At 62.5% G+C, this 18604-nt stretch carries 22 protein-coding genes; 9 read left to right on the top strand and 13 right to left on the bottom strand.

Annotation, left to right across the window (positions count from 1 at the left end):
• The first annotated feature begins 11 nt into the window (after positions 1 to 11).
• Genes rplX through BW919_RS06715 form a run of 7 tightly spaced genes read left to right on the top strand, consistent with a single transcriptional unit; the run spans position 12 to position 3432 of the window.
• Complete coding sequence (gene rplX, locus BW919_RS06745) at positions 12 to 458, top strand: 50S ribosomal protein L24 (RefSeq protein ID WP_088336249.1); 447 nt, start codon at positions 12 to 14, stop codon at positions 456 to 458.
• A 14-nt stretch (positions 459 to 472) separates the two neighbouring features.
• Positions 473 to 1255 carry a 30S ribosomal protein S4e gene (locus tag BW919_RS06740; protein ID WP_088336248.1) on the top strand — a complete coding sequence of 261 codons (783 nt, stop codon included), beginning with the start codon at positions 473 to 475 and terminating at the stop codon, positions 1253 to 1255.
• An 11-nt stretch (positions 1256 to 1266) separates the two neighbouring features.
• Positions 1267 to 1827 (top strand): 50S ribosomal protein L5, encoded by a 561-nt coding sequence (locus tag BW919_RS06735; protein ID WP_088336247.1) that lies wholly within the window; start codon positions 1267 to 1269, stop codon positions 1825 to 1827.
• A gap of 14 nt (positions 1828 to 1841) precedes the next feature.
• Entirely contained in the window at positions 1842 to 1988 is a 147-nt protein-coding gene (locus BW919_RS06730) for a 30S ribosomal protein S14 (RefSeq protein ID WP_011019590.1), read from the top strand.
• A gap of 15 nt (positions 1989 to 2003) precedes the next feature.
• Positions 2004 to 2396 carry a 30S ribosomal protein S8 gene (locus BW919_RS06725; RefSeq protein ID WP_088336246.1) on the top strand — a complete coding sequence of 131 codons (393 nt, stop codon included), beginning with the start codon at positions 2004 to 2006 and terminating at the stop codon, positions 2394 to 2396.
• Positions 2397 to 2445: 49 nt separating this feature from the next.
• Complete coding sequence (locus tag BW919_RS06720) at positions 2446 to 3024, top strand: 50S ribosomal protein L6 (protein ID WP_394334949.1); 579 nt, start codon at positions 2446 to 2448, stop codon at positions 3022 to 3024.
• Between the two features lie 12 nt (positions 3025 to 3036).
• Positions 3037 to 3432 carry a 50S ribosomal protein L32e gene (locus BW919_RS06715; protein ID WP_088336245.1) on the top strand — a complete coding sequence of 132 codons (396 nt, stop codon included), beginning with the start codon at positions 3037 to 3039 and terminating at the stop codon, positions 3430 to 3432.
• Positions 3433 to 3442: 10 nt separating this feature from the next.
• Here the strand turns inward: BW919_RS06715 and purM are convergent, their stop codons facing one another.
• The 4 genes from purM to proS all read right to left on the bottom strand — a co-directional run bounded on the left by purM (position 3443) and on the right by proS (position 8598).
• A complete protein-coding gene (purM, locus tag BW919_RS06710; protein ID WP_088336528.1) occupies positions 3443 to 4474 on the bottom strand; it encodes a phosphoribosylformylglycinamidine cyclo-ligase in 1032 nt (343 codons plus the stop codon).
• A gap of 22 nt (positions 4475 to 4496) precedes the next feature.
• Positions 4497 to 6455 carry a beta-CASP ribonuclease aCPSF1 gene (locus BW919_RS06705; protein ID WP_088336244.1) on the bottom strand — a complete coding sequence of 653 codons (1959 nt, stop codon included), beginning with the start codon at positions 6453 to 6455 and terminating at the stop codon, positions 4497 to 4499.
• 63 nt (positions 6456 to 6518) lie between these two features.
• On the bottom strand, positions 6519 to 7151 hold the full coding sequence (gene psmB / locus BW919_RS06700) for an archaeal proteasome endopeptidase complex subunit beta (protein WP_088336527.1): 633 nt from the start codon (positions 7149 to 7151) through the stop codon (positions 6519 to 6521).
• Positions 7152 to 7194: 43 nt separating this feature from the next.
• Positions 7195 to 8598 carry a proline--tRNA ligase gene (gene proS / locus BW919_RS06695; protein ID WP_088336243.1) on the bottom strand — a complete coding sequence of 468 codons (1404 nt, stop codon included), beginning with the start codon at positions 8596 to 8598 and terminating at the stop codon, positions 7195 to 7197.
• A 29-nt stretch (positions 8599 to 8627) separates the two neighbouring features.
• On the opposite strand from proS, the gene BW919_RS06690 reads away from it, so the two are divergent.
• Positions 8628 to 9689 (top strand): NAD(P)-dependent glycerol-1-phosphate dehydrogenase, encoded by a 1062-nt coding sequence (locus BW919_RS06690; RefSeq protein WP_198324594.1) that lies wholly within the window; start codon positions 8628 to 8630, stop codon positions 9687 to 9689.
• On the opposite strand, the gene BW919_RS06685 is transcribed toward BW919_RS06690, so the two are convergent.
• Genes BW919_RS06685 through BW919_RS07955 form a run of 3 tightly spaced genes read right to left on the bottom strand, consistent with a single transcriptional unit; the run spans position 9679 to position 11965 of the window.
• Entirely contained in the window at positions 9679 to 10338 is a 660-nt protein-coding gene (locus BW919_RS06685; RefSeq protein ID WP_088336242.1) for a peptidylprolyl isomerase, read from the bottom strand. The genes BW919_RS06690 and BW919_RS06685 overlap by 11 nt on opposite strands.
• Positions 10339 to 10343: 5 nt before the next feature.
• Entirely contained in the window at positions 10344 to 11267 is a 924-nt protein-coding gene (locus tag BW919_RS06680) for a SufD family Fe-S cluster assembly protein (protein WP_088336241.1), read from the bottom strand.
• Complete coding sequence (locus BW919_RS07955) at positions 11252 to 11965, bottom strand: ABC transporter ATP-binding protein (RefSeq protein ID WP_157666137.1); 714 nt, start codon at positions 11963 to 11965, stop codon at positions 11252 to 11254. The genes BW919_RS06680 and BW919_RS07955 overlap by 16 nt, the downstream gene beginning before the upstream one ends.
• Before the next feature lie 222 nt (positions 11966 to 12187).
• Here BW919_RS07955 and BW919_RS06670 point away from each other — a divergent pair, with 222 nt between their 5' ends.
• On the top strand, positions 12188 to 13222 hold the full coding sequence (locus BW919_RS06670) for a hypothetical protein (RefSeq protein WP_157666136.1): 1035 nt from the start codon (positions 12188 to 12190) through the stop codon (positions 13220 to 13222).
• Here the strand turns inward: BW919_RS06670 and BW919_RS06665 are convergent.
• The 6 genes from BW919_RS06665 to BW919_RS06640 form a co-directional block, all read right to left on the bottom strand.
• Complete coding sequence (locus BW919_RS06665) at positions 13198 to 14013, bottom strand: YraN family protein (RefSeq protein ID WP_088336238.1); 816 nt, start codon at positions 14011 to 14013, stop codon at positions 13198 to 13200. The two genes, BW919_RS06670 and BW919_RS06665, sit on opposite strands and share 25 nt — an antisense overlap.
• Before the next feature lie 113 nt (positions 14014 to 14126).
• On the bottom strand, positions 14127 to 15563 hold the full coding sequence (locus BW919_RS06660; protein WP_088336237.1) for a thiamine pyrophosphate-dependent enzyme: 1437 nt from the start codon (positions 15561 to 15563) through the stop codon (positions 14127 to 14129).
• Positions 15560 to 16240, bottom strand: a complete 681-nt coding sequence (locus BW919_RS06655) for an RNA ligase partner protein (RefSeq protein ID WP_088336236.1) — start codon at positions 16238 to 16240, stop codon at positions 15560 to 15562. The genes BW919_RS06660 and BW919_RS06655 overlap by 4 nt, the downstream gene beginning before the upstream one ends.
• A gap of 3 nt (positions 16241 to 16243) precedes the next feature.
• On the bottom strand, positions 16244 to 16918 hold the full coding sequence (locus BW919_RS06650; RefSeq protein WP_148689205.1) for a hypothetical protein: 675 nt from the start codon (positions 16916 to 16918) through the stop codon (positions 16244 to 16246).
• A 90-nt stretch (positions 16919 to 17008) separates the two neighbouring features.
• Entirely contained in the window at positions 17009 to 17797 is a 789-nt protein-coding gene (locus BW919_RS06645; protein ID WP_088336234.1) for a 4Fe-4S binding protein, read from the bottom strand.
• A gap of 15 nt (positions 17798 to 17812) precedes the next feature.
• Positions 17813 to 18601 (bottom strand): 4Fe-4S binding protein, encoded by a 789-nt coding sequence (locus BW919_RS06640; protein ID WP_088336233.1) that lies wholly within the window; start codon positions 18599 to 18601, stop codon positions 17813 to 17815.
• Between the last annotated feature and the right edge of the window lie 3 nt (positions 18602 to 18604).

Genomic DNA, 18604 nt, shown 5'->3' with positions numbered 1-18604 from the left:
GGACGTCACATTTGCGCTGGACGAAGTCCAGTCAGCCGAGGAAACAGCGTAAAGCCTTCTTCAACGCCCCGCTGCACAAGCGCCAGAAGCTCATGAGCGCTACGCTCCACCCGGAGCTCAGGAAGAAGTTCAACCGACGGAGCCTGCCGGTCCGAAAGGGAGACGTGGTCAGGATCATGCGAGGTGACTTCAAGGATCACGAGGGCGAGGTCGTCGAGGTGGACTTGAAACGCCTACGTATCTACGTGGAGGGCGCCACGATCGAGCGGGCGAACGGAGAGGAGGTGTACTACCCGATTCACCCCTCTAACGTGATGATAATCGAGCCAAACTTGGACGACCCGATGCGGCGTAAGATCATAGAGCGCTCCGGCGGTACTCCTGAGGTCGAGTCCGTACCCGAAGAGGAGAAGGAGGAGAAAGAGGAAGAAGCGGAGGAGGAAGAGTCCGAGGAGTGAGGGGGTGAACCCGCTTGGGTCGCGCGCGTAGCGGTCCGAAGCGTCACGTGAAGCGCCTCGCAGCCCCGTACGCCTGGCCGATCCCTAGGAAGGAAGGTGGTAAGTTCGCACCGAGGCCGTACCCTGGACCGCACACCATGGATACGAGCGTACCGCTGCTGATCCTGGTACGCGACATGCTGGGATACGCCGACTACGCGCGGGAAGCCCGGAAGATCATCACGCGCGGTGAAATCTACGTTGACGGCGTGGTGAGGAAGGAGCCGAAGTTTCCGGTGGGCATCATGGACGTGGTAGAAATCCCGCGTACCGGAGATAGGTATCGCGTGATCATGAACGAGCACCACCGCCTGGACGTCGTCCCGATCTCAGAGGAAGAGGCCAGGGTGAAAGTCTGCCGAATCAAGAACAAGACCTACGTGAAGGGAGGTAACCTCCAGATCACGATGCACGACGGCAAGAACTGGCTCGTCGAGATCGAGGACCCGACGGATCCGAAGGAGGACGTCTACAGCGTGGGAGACAGCCTCGTGCTCGAGCTCCCGGAACCGGACAGCGGTGAGAGATGGGAGGTCGTGGACCACATCCCGTTCGAGGAGGACGTCTGGGTGTACGCGATGACCGGCCGACACTCGGGCGAGGTAGGTCATGTCGTCGAGATCCAAACCTTCGAGGGTCCGCAAGAAGACCTCGTCACCGTCGAGAACCTGGAGGGAGACAGATTCCAGACCACGAAGGGCCGGCTCATTGCGATCGGTAAGGACGAGCCGATGGTCACCGTGAGGAAGGAGGAATAGGGGGTCCCCAGTTGGCCGTCGTCGACGAGGAGATCCGGCGTAAGATCCTGGAGGACTGGGAGAGCAACCCGATGCGGAAGCCGCACGTGGGCAAGGTCACCGTGAACATAGGCGTCGGCGAGTCCGGGGATCGGCTGCAGAAGGCCTACGAGCTCCTCCAGGAGCTCACCGGACGGAAGCCCGTCTATACCAGGGCTAAGCAGACGAACCCGAGCTTCGGGATCCGACGCGGCCAGCCTATCGGAGTGAAGGTGGACCTGCGACGAGAGCGGGCGATCGAGTTCCTCGACTGGACACTGGACGCCGTCGACAGGGAGCTCCACGAGTCGCAGTTCGACGAGTTCGGTAACGTGTGCTTCGGTCTGGAGGAACACATCGCCCTTGAGGGCGTCGAGTACGATCCGGAGATAGGCATCTTCGGTATGGACATCGCCGTGACCCTGGAGCGCCCGGGCTTCCGAGTGATGAGGAGGCGTCGCTGTCGTCGCCCCGTCCCGCGCCGGCACCGGCTGACTAAGGAGGAGGGCATAGTCTTCATGGAGGAGGAGTTCGACGTGGAGGTCCTACCCTGAGGGGGTGACCCAGAATGGCGAGGAGGGAGTTCGGCAAGGGCGCACGCCGGTGCCGGCGCTGCGGTGATACGCACGGAGTCATACAAAAGTACGGTATCATGCTGTGCAGGCAGTGTTTCCGAGAAGTAGCTGAAAAGATGGGGTTTAAGAAGTACAACTGAGGGGGTTGGTATCGCTTGACCATGATGGACCCACTCGCGGACGCGATGGCCACGATCAAGAACAACGAGATGGTAGGTAACAAGGAGTGCGTGATCGAGCCAGCGTCCAAGCTCATCGGTCGTGTGCTGAAAGTGATGCAGGAGTACGGTTACATCGGTAGCTTCGAGTTCATCGACGACGGTCGCTCCGGGAAGTTCCTAGTCAAGCTGGTCGGCAGGATCAACGACTGCGGTGTAATCAAGCCCAGACACCCGGTCAAGAAGGACGAGTGGGAGTACTGGGAGCAGCGCTACCTGCCGGCCCGAGACTTCGGCCTCCTGATCGTGACCACCCCCGAGGGCGTCATGAGCCACTACGAGGCGAAAGAGAGAGGCATCGGGGGACGGTTGCTCGCGTACGTGTATTGAGGGGGACTGGACTGTGTCGGAGGCTAAGCTAGAACCTGCGAAAGACGCCATTCCCGGCGTCGTCGTAATGGAGGAACGCGTCAAAATCAAGGACGACGTCGAGATCGAGATCTCCCAGCGCGAGGACCGGAGGTACGAGGTCACCGTCAAGGGTCCGAAAGGAGAAGTCACGAAGGAGTTTTACTACCCAGACGTGTACCTCTGGGTCGAGGACGACGAGGTCGTGATCGCCGCCACGAAGTCTAACCGGCGTCAGAAGGCCATCCTGGGCATGATCAAGGCCTACATCAAGAACATGCAGAAGGGCGTCACCGAGGGCCACGAATACAAGCTAAAGCTGGTGTACTCGCACTTCCCGCCGGAGGTCAAGGTGGACCAGAAGGAGGGTAAGGTCTACATCGAGAACTTCATGGGTGAGAACGTGCCGCGCGTCGCCGAGATCGTCGACCCGAAGAACACCGAGGTCATCGTGCAGGGCCAGGACATCATCGTACGCGGTATTGATAAGGAGGCCGTCGGACAGACCGCCGCGAACCTGGAGCAGGCCACATACATCAAGGATCGGGACCCGCGTGTGTTCCAGGACGGTATTTACATCGTCGAGAAGGACGGCAAGAAGATCGTGTAAGGGTGAGATGCATTGGTACGGAACCCGAACCTCTCCAAGGAGGAGAAGCGTCTGCTCAAGCTCCGGGAGGAACTCAAGCGGAAGAAGCCGAAGTTCCGTCGACAGGAGTGGCACCGGTACAAGCGGCTGGGTGAGAAGTGGCGCCGACCGAAGGGCCGTCACAGCAAGATGCGTAGGAAGCTTAAGAACAGGCCGAAGATGCCGAATCCGGGGTACGGCTCCCCGAAGAAGGTCCGCGGCCTGCACCCGTCCGGGTACGAGGAGGTGCTGGTGTACAACCCGAAGGACTTGGAGAAGATCGACCCGAAGCGTCAGGCCGCGCGCATCGCCAGCCGGGTGGGGAAGAGGAAGCGCCAGGAGATCCTCGATAAGGCCGAAGAACTTGGGATCGTCGTACTGAACGCGTAATCTGGTTTTGTCAGAGTTTCACCTCGTGCCCGTCCGCGTAAACGACCACCCCACGCCCCTCCTCCACGCGTCCCACGATCTTCGACTCCACGTGCTTCGACACCTCGTCGACGACGTCTTCGGCCTCCTCATCCGGGACGATCAACGCCATCCCCATCCCCATGTTGAACGTACGGTACATCTCGTCGACCGGTACGTTCCCAAGCTCCCTGATTATCTCGAACACAGGATGAGGCTCGAACGGATCGTCTAGCACGTAGCGCACGTCATCTCGGAGCCGCTTCAGGTTCTCTACTCCACCTCCGGTGATGTGGGCGATCCCACGCACCTCGTAGTCCCGGAGTACCTCCATAATGGGCCGGACGTAGATGCGCGTCGGCTCGAGAAGCTCTTCGGCCACGGTCTTACCGTGCGGGAGTTCGTCGTGCACGTCGTACTCCGAGAGGAGAACCTTCCTAGCCAACGTTAAGCCGTTGCTGTGGATCCCGGAGCTCCGCAATCCCACGATCGCGTCTCCGGGTTCCACGTCCTCCCCCGTGATCGGGTCACCTTCGACCCTACCCAGACAGGCGACCACGAGGTCGAACCCACGCCCTTCCTCCTCCCCGCGGATCACCTCCGGGAGCGTCGCCAGCTCTCCTCCGACAATCGGAGCGCCTGCCTCCCGAGCCCCTTTACCGAGTCCTTCCGCGATCTCCGCGCAGATGTCAGGGTCGGGGTCCTCCATAGCCAGATAGTCGAGGAAGGCCAGCGGTCGCGCCCCAAGGCACACCGCGTCGTTTGCGTTCATGGCGATCGCGTCGATGCCGACGGTGTCATACTGTCCGACCAGCTGAGCGACGAGGACCTTGGATCCCACGCCATCAACGTTGAGCGTCAGCAGCTCCCCGTGCACCTCGAGCACGGCGGCGTAGTGTCCGATTCCCTCGACTTCCCGGCAGCCCTCCGGTTCCACTTTGTATTTCTCCAGCACGTCTCGGATCGCCCGGACAGCTAGCGCCTCCTTGTCGATGTCCACTCCTGCGTCCTTGTAGGTCATCATCTCGGACAACTCGCCGTACCCCCTAAGTGAGACGGAAGCACTCCAGGTTCTCGGGCGCCATGGAAAAGACCTTCCTGATCTTGCGGCGTAGGTGGTTGGAGAAGTACTTACACGCGCGCGGCTCGCCGTGGTTCGTGAAGACCTTCGACGGCGGTGACGGGTGTATAGATTGTACGTATTTGGTGATCTCGATCTTGTCGCCGTGTCCACTGAACCCGCTCACGGTCTCGACGCGGAGCTCGATCCGTAAGGTCTCCGTCTTGCCCGTAGGAGCGGGTAGCGGAACCTCCTTAGCACCCTCTTGGATCTGCCTTCCGAGCGTGCCCTCGGCCTGGTAACCCACGAAGATTAGCGTGTTCTTGGAATCGTCGGAGAGCTCGCGCAGGTACTCCAAGATCGGTCCCCCTTCAAGCATACCAGAGGTAGAGAGGATTACCGCAGGTTCGCCGTCCTCTATGATCGCCTGACGGTGGTCCGACCCCTCCACGGGCTCGAAGATTTCAGAGGTGAACGGGTCGTCGTCCTCGTGTAGTATTCTGTGCTGCAGGCGGCGGTTGAGGTACTCCGGGTACGCCGTGTGGATGGCAGTCGCCTCGTAGATCATACCGTCCAGGTACACCGGACACTCGAGCTCGTCCTTACGGTACATGTCCTCCAGAACGAGCATGACCTCCTGAGCGCGTCCGACGGCGAAGGACGGTATGAGCACTTTACCACCCTTCTTCAGCGTGTTCCGCACGATCTTCCTGAACCGGTTCTCCTCCTTGCGACGGCTCCCGTGCCGCGAGTCTCCATAGGTGGCTTCGACGACCATCGAGTCGACTCGCTTGAACCTGTTATCCGCGCCTTCGAGCAACCTGGACGTGCTCGGGTTGATGTCGCCCGTGTACACGAAGTTGTGACCTTTATCCTGAAGAAACACGTGCACGGAGGCCGATCCCAGGATGTGACCGGCGTTGTAGAATGTGATACTCATGTCGGGTGTGATGTCTGTGGGTTCCCTATAGTCTATCGTGATCGTGCGCTTGATGACCTTTTTGACGTCCTTCTCGGTATACGGCGGCTCCTGGCCACGCTTCTCAAGGACCTTAATATAGTCCGTCAACAGTAGGTACATGAGGTCGCGGGTCGGTGGCGTGCAGTAGACCGGGACCCGGGTCTCGATGACCTTGTGTCGGTAGAAGTACGGAAGGAAGCCGCAGTGGTCAAGGTGCGCGTGCGTGATCACGATCGCGTCGAGGTCGTCCATACGGAACTCCGGGACGTTGAAGTGCGGGTAAGCGTCCGTACCGTTAGCGGCCACGTTCACGCCGCAGTCCAGAAGCACGCGACTCTCCTCGGTATGCAGGAACAGCGAGGATCGTCCGACTTCCTGGAAGCCTCCCAGAGCGCTGACCCGGGCCCAGCGTGATTCGATGCCGCGGCTCCGCGTTCGACCGCAGAAGATCCGGGCGCTGACGTTCCTCAGGAACTTACGGCGCGAGTCGTCCGAGAGTATCAATCGTCGCGTCGTGTTCACTGTCTTCGACGGAATTGGTGGCTGCCTGTAGATCCGAGGTACCCAACCTGTATCCCGGGAGATCCTGTGCACGTTCTTCCCGCGCTTGCCTATCACCAGTCCGGGTTTCTTAGAGAAGATCACTACCTCCCCGGTGTCCAGGAACAGCAGATCCCGTTCGCTGACCCCGGCCTCCTCGGGGATGATCTTCAGGATGACCTTCTTGGCCTCCTTAGCCGGGGAGAGCGCGGCGGGATTTGGCCTGATCTTGACGCGTTTCCTCAGGGCTTTAGCCAATTTCGTGACCAAGTCCGAATCGTCCTTGACGAAAGAGTGCGGCGAGTTAGTGTATAGGACGACCTCGGGACCTTCGAAGTCTATGTCGGTCACGACGATGTCCGATGGCAGCACTTCCTCGACTCTCTCCATGACCTTCTTTTTGACTTCTTCCAACGTCTTTTCGCCGCTTCTTCGCTCGCTCAATGCATCCGCCCCTGGCTTCACCGGTGATCACCGGGCTCGATTGCCCGAGGAAGGGGATGAGGATTACGAGAGGAGCTTCTCCACCTCCTCTTCTGGTAGCTCTCGATACCCCTCTTCCCGGGTGATAGTTACCACAGTCACCCCCTCACCGGTACCGGTATCGCGTTCGAGCGCGGATTTCACGGCACGGACTGCTACCTCGATCGCGTCGTCCAAAGACATCCTTTCCTCGTACTCGGCCTCGAGCACACCGTAGGCCGTCGGAGAGCCGGAACCCGTGGCCGTATAGTCCTCCTCGATGATAGATCCGCTGGGATCCAGGTTGTACAGCGTCGGGTCGTCGTCGTTGAACCCGCCGACGATCAGCTGCACGAGGTACGGGCGAAACGCCTTGAGGCTTGAGTGCAGTACGTGCGAGGTCATGTTAGCCAGTGCTCTTGCGCTGATCGTCCGGTTATGCCTCAGCTCGTATAGTCTGGCCTCCGCCCGCATGAGGTCGACTATTTTCTGGGCGTCGGCTACCGAGCCGGCCGTGGTCACGCCGATGTAGTCGTGGATGCGGAAGATCTTCTTCACCTGCTTGCCCGCGATCAGGTTGCCCATTACGGCTCGCCGGTCGGCGGCCAACACGACTCCTTTATCGGCCAATACGCCGACTGTCGTGGTTCCCTTAGTGAGCTGGTCCAGCTCCTTCATCACGTCGCTCAACTGCAAAACCGGACAACCCCTGATCCCAGTTTCAGTACGTTTTCGCGATACGGACGGTGTACTCGGCTGTTTCACCACAGATCGGACACCTTTCGAATTCGGTGTCTTCTTCGGGGTACGGAGTACCGAGAACGTCTCCACCGAATTCCTCCTCCATACGCATACCGCAGCGCTTGGAACCACACCAACCGGTCTCGACGATCCCCTCACCAACCAGTCTTCGTGCCTCCTCAGAGGAGTCCGTTCGGAATATACCATTTTCGAACTTCTCGCGGGCCCGCTTCCGCAGCCTCATCGCGATCTCCTCCATCAGATCGGGAACGACCTCGGGCAGTTCTTCGAACGCGTACGTCTCACGATCGAGCTCGTCCCTACGGAAGACTACCGCGGTCCCATCCTTGAGTTCCCGGGCTCCGAGCTCGATACGCAACGGGACACCCTTCAGCTCCCAGTAGTGGAACTTACGTCCCGGGCTCATGTCGCGGTCGTCTACCTTGACCCGGACTTCCTCCTCCCGCAACATCTCCTCGACCTCCACAGCACGTTCCAGGATCTTCCGCCGAACTCCCTTCTTCAGGATAGGGACCACTACTACCTGATACGGTGCCACGTCCGGCGGCAGCACCAGGCCACGCTCATCCCCGTGTATGGCTATCATCGAGGCCACCACTCGGTCCGATATACCGTAGCAGGTCATGTACACGTACTCTTGGTCGCCTTCCTCCGTCTCGTAGGTGACCTCGAATGTCTTCGCGAAGTTTTGACCGAGCATGTGGACGGTACCGATCTGCAGCGTCCGACCGTCCGGCATCAGCGTGTCGAAGGCCACCGTGTACTCGGCGCCCGGGAACTTGTCCCACTCCGGCCGCACCGACGCGATGTACGGGATCCCGAGCTCATCGAAGAACGACGAGTATATATCCACCGCTTCCTTGACCTGCTCCTCCGCCTCTTCCTCGGTCGCGTGGGCAGTGTGAGCCTCCTTGAACGTGGTGATCTCCCGCATCCGGATCAGCGGTCGGGTGTGCTTTGTCTCATACCGGAAGGTGTTCACGACCTGGAATATCTTAAGCGGTAGGTCGGCGTGCGACCTGATCCACAGCGCGAACATCGGGTAGATCGCGGTCTCGCTGGTCGGTCGCAGCGCCAGCTTCTCGTCGAGTTCTTTGAGTCCCCCGTGAGTCACCCAGTACACCTCGTCCTCGAACCCTGCTATGTGCTCGGATTCCTTCTTCAGCTGGGTCTCCGGAATCAGCGTCGGGAACAGCACCTCCTCGTGCCCGGTCTCCCTCAGCTTTCGCCTCAGCTTCTCGACTACCCGTTGTCGGATCTCGAACCCGTATGGTAGCCACACGTACACACCCTTAACGGGGTACCTCACGTCCATTATCTCCGCGCTGCGCAGGACCTCCGCGTACCACTCCGAGAACTCCAATCGATCACCCCTCTGGGGGTCGACGGAAGTTGAGCGTTCCCAAGAAACGCATGCAGCTCCCAAGAGAGGTCGTCGTGGGTTCGAACGTACTCCCCGAAGTTCCGAAGGTCCTACGTAGCGTCGGAATACCGAACGGAGTCGTCGCGGTGTTCTCCGGACGAACTACCATGAAGATCGCGGGGAACGAGGTCGTCGACTACCTCGAGGAAGCCGGGTACCAGACATCACCGGTGATCGTCGAGGGGTCGACCGGGGACGACGTGAAAAAAGCTTTGGAGGCGCTGGACGAGATCGACGCGGACGTGGTGGCCGCTGTGGGCGGCGGTAAGGTCATCGACGTGGCGAAGGTAGCATCGTACCGTCGGGATATCCCGTTCATCAGCGTTCCCACTTCCGCTTCCCACGATGGTATCGCGTCACCGTTCGCCTCCATCCGACGGAAGGGACGACCGTACTCCGAGCCCGCCCAGGCACCCCTGGCCATCCTGGCGGACATAGAAGTCATCCGAAAGGCCCCGGAGCGCCTCATCCGCGCCGGGGTCGGGGATGTCGTCTCCAACGTGACGGCTGTAAAGGACTGGCGACTGGCGCACCGGCTCAGGAACGAGCCCTACAGCGAGTACGCGTCTTCCCTATCGCTGATGGCGGCCCGGATCGTGATGAAGAACGCGAAGCCTATCGGCAATCTCCTACCGGAAGGCATCAAGAAGCTGGTTCAGGCGCTCATCAGTGGCGGGGTGGCTATGAGTATCGCGGGCTCCTCTAGACCGTGCAGTGGGTCGGAGCACCTCTTCAGCCATGCCCTGGATGTGATAGCGGAACGTCCGGCACTTCACGGCGAGCAGTGCGGTGTCGGCACCATCATCATGGAGTACCTCCACGGGGGCAACTGGCGGGAAATCCGTGAGACGCTCGAAACGGCGGGCGCGCCCACCACGGCCGAGGACCTAGGGGTGAGCGACGAGGAGATCATCGAGGCACTCTGCATGGCGCACGAGATACGTCCGAACCGGTACACCATCTTAGGGGATAAAGGGCTAACGCGAAAGGCCGCGGAGAGGGCGGCCGAGGATACGGGCGTCATTCAGTGAAACGTTCCTCGAACACAACCTCTTCCACGGCGTCGTCGTATTCTATCATCAACTTCGCGAACCTCTGCTTCGCCCGTGCCCACGCCGGGCTGGCGGTGTCGTCGCCCTCTACCCTGACTCGCAGTGTGTTACCGTCCAGCTCCAGCTCCGCGTCGACGGACGGTACCATCGTCTCCAGCAGGCCCTCAGCCCGCTCCATCGTGTCCTTCAGTACTTCTACGACCTCCACCTCGTAGGTCAGCGTTTTGCCCGCCAGCGGGTGATTGAAGTCGACCCTTACCCGTCCACCGTCGACGCTGAGCACGCGACCGCGCCGACCGTCAGGACTCACGACGGTGTCCCCGGGCTTCACGCTCCCTTCGAACTCGGACTTACGGTACGTCCGGACCAGCGAAGGGTCACGCTCTCCGAAGGCCTTCTCCGGAGGTACCTCGACCTCCAGCTCGTCCCCCGGTTCCGAGCCCATCAGCGCCTCCTCGACTGGTTCCCACACCATCCCGGCCCCGACCACGATCACCACCGGACCGGGCTTGACGTTCAGACCGTACTCCTCCGCGACCTCCTTCCGCGTGGTGTCGATCACCTCGTCGGACTCACTCATGCGTCCAGTGTAGTGGATCTTCACGAAGTCACCTTTCTCGACGGCCACGACGATCAACCCCTTAACATCGCATTCACGAGTAGTTCGACGGCTTCTTCCTCCGAGAGACCTCGGGACATCAGGGTCTCAACTTCCTTCTTCTCCACGGTACCGAGGGCGGCCTCGTGCGTCAACCTGGCGCCGGGGTGGACTACCCGCAGCTTGGGAACGCTGACGACCTTTCCGCCCCCTTTAATGATCTCCGAGCACTCGACGTGGCCGCGGGCGCCGTCCGCCTCCCCTGAGATCTCACCGACCAGCTCGATGAATGCGCCGTCGATCGCGGCCGCCTTGAAGTCCAGGAGTGTCCGCGCATCCTCCCCGATCAACCGGACGCTCTCCACCGCCCGGACGTGATCCTCCTCGACGGCCCTTAGTCTCGCAACCCCCTCCACAGTAGCCCGCTCCTCGACGTGAGCGTCCATCCCCCACTCCAGCTCGCCGACCCGTCCTTCCGTGAGCTTGAATTCGGTCGTGAAGGACGCCTCGGGCCCCACGGACACGTCGTACTCGGCCTTCAGCCGTACGCCTCCTTCCCCGTGATAGTGTACGTCAGTGACCTTCACGTCCGCGCACTCACCGATCTCGAACTCAGCTTCCATCTCATGTACGACGTCGCGTGCCCTCGGGAACGAACAGTGGGACATCAGCCGTATCTTCGCTTCGGGCTCCACGATCAGCCTCGTCACGATTCGCTGGACTCCCTCCGGCCACGGGACCCCCACGCACATGTGGATGGGCTCGTCGAACTCGTATCCCTCTTTCACCACGAGCTCGGCGACGACGGTGTCGTCTTCCTCCTCGGCGTTGAGCTCGAGGCCTTCCGCACCCTGAACGTTCACGACCTTGTTCTCGATGATCACGATCCGTGGCGTGTCCGGGCCCGCGTGGTAACCTGTGGGCTTGAACACCTCCTTGGGGCTCACTCCGCCCCGCACACCAAGCCACCCCCGCACATCAGGCACTTGAGCACCACGTCCCTTGGGTCTCCTTCATCGACGATTTTACCGTCCATCATCAGGTAGGCCCTGTCGCCGACCTGCTCCGCCAAGTCGCGATTGTGCGTGATCAACAGCACTGCGGAACCTTCTTCCCTCATAGTCTCGATGACCTTCGCCAAATCCTCCATCGACGACATATCCAGTCCCGCGTCCGGCTCGTCCAGGATCACCAGGTTCGGCCTCATCGCCATCACCGCCGCCAGCTCGACGCGCTTCCGCTCGCCCCCGCTCAAGTTTTCACCACACTCGCGGTCCCAGTATTTTTCAGGGTCGAGGCCGACGATCCGGAGACACCGTCGCGCCCAGTCCTCGTCGTCGGTACAGACGGACAGGTATTCACCCACGGTCAGGCCCTCGAACCTCGCGGGCTCCTGCCAGGACATCGTCAGCCCCATCCTCGCCCGCTCGTACATTGGGAGGTCGGTGATATCCCGGCCCTTGAACCGGACCTCACCTTCGACTACCTCGTACCCGGAGCATCCCACGATGGTCTTCGCCAGCGTGCTCTTCCCCGACCCGTTGGGACCGATCAGGTCGACGATCTCGCCCTCGTCAACAGTCAGGGAGGCACCTCGAACGATCTCCGTCCCGTCCTCGGATTCCACCCGCAGGTCTTTAACCTCGAGCAGAGCCAACGTCTCAGGCCCCCGTACGCCCGCGACCCGGGCCCCTAGGAAGCGCTTCGCGCCGCCGATGAGGGCCCGGCCCAACGGCCCGGGACACCGCCGGACCGACCGGCCAGGTGGGATGATGCCATCTGCCGACACCCGGGCACAGGGGAGCCTCGCACCTTTACAGTTACGCTTCCTCAGTCGAAAATTGTAGAACAATAAAGGGTATCCACCGGGGCTTTTCCGATGCCCGAGATCGAGGTTTACGAGATCGAACCGGAGCGGAAGCTCCTGAAGCTGCTCCGAGATGTCCCGTCCGTCACGGAGGCCCCTGCGTGGGACGCTGTGTATCCCTACCAACGGCACGAAGAAGGACTGTTCCGAGAGGTAGTCCACGCGGTCCGGGAAATACTCTATGAGACCGAAGCCGCCCGGGTGTGCGTGGGACTCGAGGGTATGGACAGTACCCTGTGTGCGGCGGCAGCCGCCCGAGCCTGCGAGGAGTACGGGGTGGAGCTCGTCTGTTACACCGTCGGATTCTATCCCGGGATGCCACGCGAGCTCGTCCACGCGCGGGCGTATCTAGTCGCCTCCGAACTCGACAGCCGCTATGAGACCCCTGTCTACCTGTACCACCTCGACGTGCCACCTCCGGTCGGGTCCAAGCGCGAACTCTGCCAGCTCTGCGGCCGGCTCCGGTTCGAAGTCGCGGCCCAGGCGTTTCCGGATTCCGTAATACTCGGAGGCGCGAACTTCGGCGAAGCCCCGCACAGGGCCCGACTCGACGCGATCACGCACCACGGACAGGTCGTCGAGTACCGACCCCTCCTCGATCTGGGCTTCGACAAAGGTCATGTGGTGGCGGCCCTACGTGAGGTGGATCTCCATTTTCCCAGGTTCGAGTGGTGGAAGAACGAGAGCGGGTGCGGAGTGCGGGATTACCTACGGGATCCCGATCCCGAAGGGGTGCTGGAGGCGGCCGAAGCCAACGACACGTTCCACCGGGTCCTACTCGAGGAGGGAGCCTGGTGCGGTCACCACTACGACACGGCCGTCGTGTTGTACGACGGGGGGCGTGTGTACCCCGTGCTGATCCCGCTGCCTTGGGGATGGAACCGCGACGCTCAGCGGGCCGCGGAGGCGGCCTTCGACGAGCTCGCCGATAGGTGGGAGTTGGGGAACCCGGAGGAGGTTCAGGAGGTGGACGATCCGCCCCTCGAGAGCATCCTCAAGCGGGCCCGACAACTCGGCACGGTTCAGCCCTCCACCTCGCCCAGGTAGACCACGCGCTCACCCGTCTCGACTTCCCCCTCCCACGAGCGCATCCTCACCCGGTGCGTCCCTACGCTCACCGGCTCGGCGACGACGAACGCCGGGGATCCCCACCGGTTCAACACGACGAGCGTCGTACCGTCCGGGACCCTCACCCTGGGGTCCAGCTTCAGCAGGAATTCGTCCCCTTCGACCTCTTTGACGGCCCCCACGGTGTCCGAGGCCATGAGCTTCAGGAAGGCCAGCGCCTCAACCAGATCTTCGGCCTGGGAGCGGTCCCGAACCCGGATCAGCTCCGTAACCCGCCTTAGGTCGCCCTGGAAGGCTACGTAGAGACCCTCCCACGACACGTTCGAGGCGGCGGAGAGTAGTTCCAACATCTTATCCTGAAGTAAGTCCGACACTACCGCTCCCAGCTCGTCCACCGGCTCGACCTCCACGAACTCGGAGAACTCCCGTACCTCAACCCCGAGGTGGTCCGCGAGCGCCTCCGCTGACGGGTGTACCCGCCTCCCCATCACGAGCGGCCGATAACCCGTGAGCTCCGCCGCCACGTATGCTTGCCTCACCGCGTCCACGCCCACCGTTCCGGCCTTCACCTCGACGGCGTACCGCTCCCCATCCTTCTCCGCCACGATGTCGATCTCAGCGACCAGCTCGTTCTCCAGCTCCACCCGGTAGTTCCTAGCCACGACCTCGAAGCCTTCCTTCCGCAGGATCGAGGTCGCGATCTCCTCGGCGCTCTTACCGCGGCGGAGCAACGGACCACCGCCCGACTCGGCAGGCGGATGTCCGATCATCGATCACCTTACGGGCCCCGTACTCATCATCAGGACCGAGATCGGATCCGGGCGTCGTCCCGACCGGTCGGGGCACCTGTCCCTCCTCATCTACTCGGTGACCGGGGTTCTCCTCATCCCGACCCTGGCATCGGGACGTCCTCGTGCGGGAGCTCGACGACCACCACGGTGGTTTCTCCGCTCATCTCCACGTCCCTGAGGGTTCTTTTCACCTCATCGGGGTCCGGTTTCCCGATCACTTCGACCTCGACGCCCAAGGACTCGGCTATACTCGGAACGTCGGCGTCCAGCCCCATCTTGGCCGCCCTACCTTCCTTTTCTTCCATCACCTGCCGGGTGAACCCGAGCTCCCCATTGCGGGTGACGAGCACCGCGATCTGGAGGTCCTCCCTGGCCGCCGTCTCTAGCTCCTGGCAGGAGGTCATGAACCCTCCGTCTCCGGTCAGGGCGAGCACCATCTCGGGGACTCGGGCCGAAGCCCCTAGCGCAGCCGGGATCGCGAACCCCATAGGACAGAACGACCCGGAGTAGATCACCTCGGACGGGGAGGAAACCCGAGCGGCCAATAGCGCGGTGGGGGTAATCTGACCCGAGTCCACCGTAGCCGGTCCGATCCAGCCCTTCAGGGCGGCTTTCACGACCCGGTACAGCTCGAGGTCGAAGCCCGGCGGCTCACTCGGCTTCGGGTCCCATGGTTCCGTCCTCGGAGGATCCTCGAGCAGCGCTTCCACGAAGGCCCGCACGTCACACTCCACGACCTCGTCCGCGTCCTTCACCTCGAAACCTATCGCGACCGTGGTGGGCCAGTCGAGGTTCGCACGCGTCCGCTCCGACAGTCGGGCCCCCAGTGCGAGCACGACGTCGGCTTCCTCTATCACGTCGTTCGCCCAGCCCCTGAGACCTACGACCCCGACATTGCGAGGATGGTACTCAGGTACCACGCCTCGGCCGCGCATAGTCTCCACGACCGGCGCCTCCAGGATCCCACATAACCGCTCTACTAGCTCCCCGCACTGCGCGCGGTAACAACCCCTTCCCACCAGGATCGCCACGCGCTCGCCCTCCAGGAGCTCACGGACGCGCTCCACGTCCTCGGGATCCGGCTCGGCGGGTTCGATCCCCTCAAGCTCCGAGGAGACTTCGTCCGGGTCGAATCCCGGATCGACGTACAGTACAGGCTCCGAGCGGGCTAGGGTCCGCGCGGCTTCCCCCGGGTCGTCCGTCACCGTGAGTTCCGCGCCGTCCGACGCCATCGAGGGTACAAGCGACTGGAATCCGCGTTCGGTGATCTCCCCGGTTGCGCAGAGCACGGGCACGCGATCGGCCAGCGCGCACGCCAGCCCCGCCAGCGCGACCGCCACCCCAGGGCCTCGAGTCGCCAGGGCAGCCGCAGGCTCGCCCGAAACCTCGGCGGCCCCGATCGCCGCGTACACGGCCGCGTCCTCCCGCGTGGTCCGGACCAGCTCGTCACTCTCCGCGAGTCTCAGGTACGGTCGGGCCACGTCGTCCCCTGGCACTCCGAACACCGGACGTAGCCGGAACGAGATCATCCTTCCACCTCCTTCGACATTTCCAGGTATTCCTCGATCATATCTGGGAACGAACCCGCGGGCATGAAACGCAGCCCGAGCTCCCGGGCCCACCGCTCGATACCCTCGTCGCTCGCCACCACGGCCGCGTCCAATTCCTTCGCGAGCAGGAGCACGTCCAGATCCGGCGTGCTGTCCAGCGTCCCGTGGCGCACCGTCTGACGATACTTCCGCCGGAAGCGTCGCACCGTTTCCCCAATCACCTCCCGGATGATCCGCTCCTTAGGCACGTCCGCCTCCTCACGTAGCATGATCTCGTACGCCTCCAGGGCCGCCTTCCAGATGGCCTTCTCGGCCCGTTTCCTCCCACGGTCCAGCCGCTCCCTCATATCCTTCACATAGGCCATGAACAACCGAGCCGGGACCTTGACCTCGTACCGGTTCGGGGTCTTCTTCACGATCCACGTGTCGATCCTGGACAACAACTCCGGACACCCGTTCCGCTCCAGGAACCCCTTCAGCTCCCTGTACACCGTGGGGTACGGGATGTAGCAGCTGATGGCCAGTTCCATCCGAGCCCTACCGATCAAGTCCAGTATCCGAGTCACCGCCTCGCATAGGTCACCTTCTCCGAGCTCATCCACCACGCCCCGGTCGGTGAACGCCGTAGTGTCTAGCACGAACCGTTGTTTGTACACGCGTCAGTCACCCCGAGCGGACAGGAATACCAGACCCGTCCGCGTGATCCTGGCTTCGAACTCGATCAACTCGCGGCCCAGGCGGCACCGCGCGACCTTACCGTCGCGAACCCTGCGAACGCCGAGGAACCTGTACTCAGGGTGCGTCCATGGGCGCGTCTCTTCGCCACCGAACGCATGTAGTATCCGGGCGACGGCGTTCACTGGGTTCGGACGTCCTGCGGGATCAGGTGGGACGACGTCCACGTAGAGGAACTCCCGAGCCGTGTACACGGCCAGACCCGTCAGCTCGACGCCGTTCACGCGTTCCGTGGCGGTTTCCATCTCCAGGACGTCCACGTCGCATTCCTCCAAGGCGCGGATCACCGCCTTCCTCAGGTCCCGTTTCGTTCCGGTCGACTCGAAATCCAGGAGGCCGTACGGGTCGCGACGGGCCAGGCGGCGGCGTTCCGGGCGCTCCCCGGTTATCTCCTCCGCCTCCCTCGCGCCGTGGGGGGTCAGCGTGTATACACATGAGGCTGTCCACGGGTCGAACGTGACCGTGAGCACCGGACGACCATCAACGAAGACGCGGTCGGCCCGGACCGGTCCCCGGATACGCTCCACGGTCACCTCCCGGTCTGCGATCCCGAGGTCCGAGCCGGTCAGCTCCTCGAGCACCTCCCGGTACTCCTCCAACTCCCCGCGGGAAGGTTCCCTCACCGGCAGGGTGGTCGTCCCCATTGGTGGTCACGCGGGGTTCCAGGGTTTAAGGCCTCAGGGTCGACGTTACGCGTCCTGAAACGATGCCTCGGACCGGATCTCCTCGACGACCTCCCGCGCGTAGGGTCGGAGCGCACGGTACAGCGCCCGCGCGTCTCTTCGCAGCGCTGCGTCCAGCACGTCCTCCGACTCCGGGACGACCACGTCGAAGTCACCGTCCGATCCGTCCGACCGGTTCAGGACGGTAACGGCGGGTATTCGGAACCTCTCGACCAGGATCCTGGCGCGCTCGAAGTCGTGACGGGCCGCGGGGTCCGGAGCTGTTACCAGTACCGCGACGTCGGCGTGGGAGAGGGCCGCGACCACGGGACATCCCAGCCCAGCCGGACAGTCGATCACGCACGGGCGTCGAGGAACCATCCTGTGGATCAAGTGCGCCAGCTCGGGTACCCAGGGATCGGACTCCGGATGGATCACCTCGAGGTCCAAGTCCGGGTTGCGCGACCTGACTATCTCACCGAGAACCTCCGACTCGAACTCGATCGCGTCCTCGGGACAGGCGATCGCGCAAATCCCGCACCCGTCGCAGGCCGTGGGATCCTCGACGGCGTTCCAAGGGCAGACTTCCGAGCACCTCCCGCATCCGACGCAATCGTCGGTTCTGACCGCGTAACGGGCCCTGATCTCCCCCAATGCTTTCTCGACTTCCAGTTCCAGGTACGCGGGTACGTCGGGTTCGGTCACGTCGGCATCCACCAGCGGTACCCCTAGCTCCGCCGCCAGGGCGATCGAGAAAACCGTCTTCCCCACGCCGCCCTTTCCTCCCAAGACGACGACCCTGAACTCAGGATCCAACGCGGCACCCCCCGGTTACACGACCTCATCCAGGCAAAGCTCCACCGCCTCCCTGAAAACCCCCGATCGGAGCGGATCGTCCACGGTAGGGGCCTCGACGACATGGGTTCGGACTTCCTCCTCGATCCTACATCTCCAGAGATCCGACAGGTCGGACCTGTTGATCAGGATGACTACATCGGTCCCGGCGCGGTCGGCGATGCGCATCAGACGTCTCAGGTCGCGGTAGGCCGCCGGGGTCGGCTGCGTCACGGCGATCGCGGCGTCAGCGGCCTTGAGCGCGTCGTACACGTCCTTACCTGCACCGGCCGGCGTATCGAGGATAAGGTCCTTTCCGTCGTCCGCACCCTCCAGAAGGATTCGAACCAGGTGTCGGGACCGTCGATCACCCACGTCGAGCGTTCCGGAGGTTAGAATCGCCCCGGTTACGGACACCTGGTATCTCCTCACCTCACCGATCCGGACGCAGTCGTACGCTAGGGCGCCGTTGGGACAGCTCTCGACGCATAGTCCACAGCCATGACACAGATCGGGGTCCAGATCCCACGAACGCCCGACCACGAGGGCACCAGGCGCACAGGCCCGCGCGCACGTCCCGCAGAGATCGCACTCGTCTTCGTCCTCAAGCTTCGGGCACGGAATGTACACGTCGGACCGATCGATCTCCTCGCAGTCGAGGTAGAGATGGAGGTTGGGGGTGGTGACGTCCAGGTCTAGGGCGTCCCAACCCAGGATCCTGTGGACGTGGGCAGCGACCGTGGTCTTGCCGACACCTCCCTTACCGCCCGTGATAGCCAGCCACATTCC

Source organism: Methanopyrus sp. KOL6 (genome assembly GCF_002201915.1).
In the GTDB taxonomy this organism is placed as follows: Archaea; JAADCQ01; Methanopyri; order Methanopyrales; family Methanopyraceae; genus Methanopyrus.
This window is presented reverse-complemented; position numbering and strand designations above follow the sequence as displayed.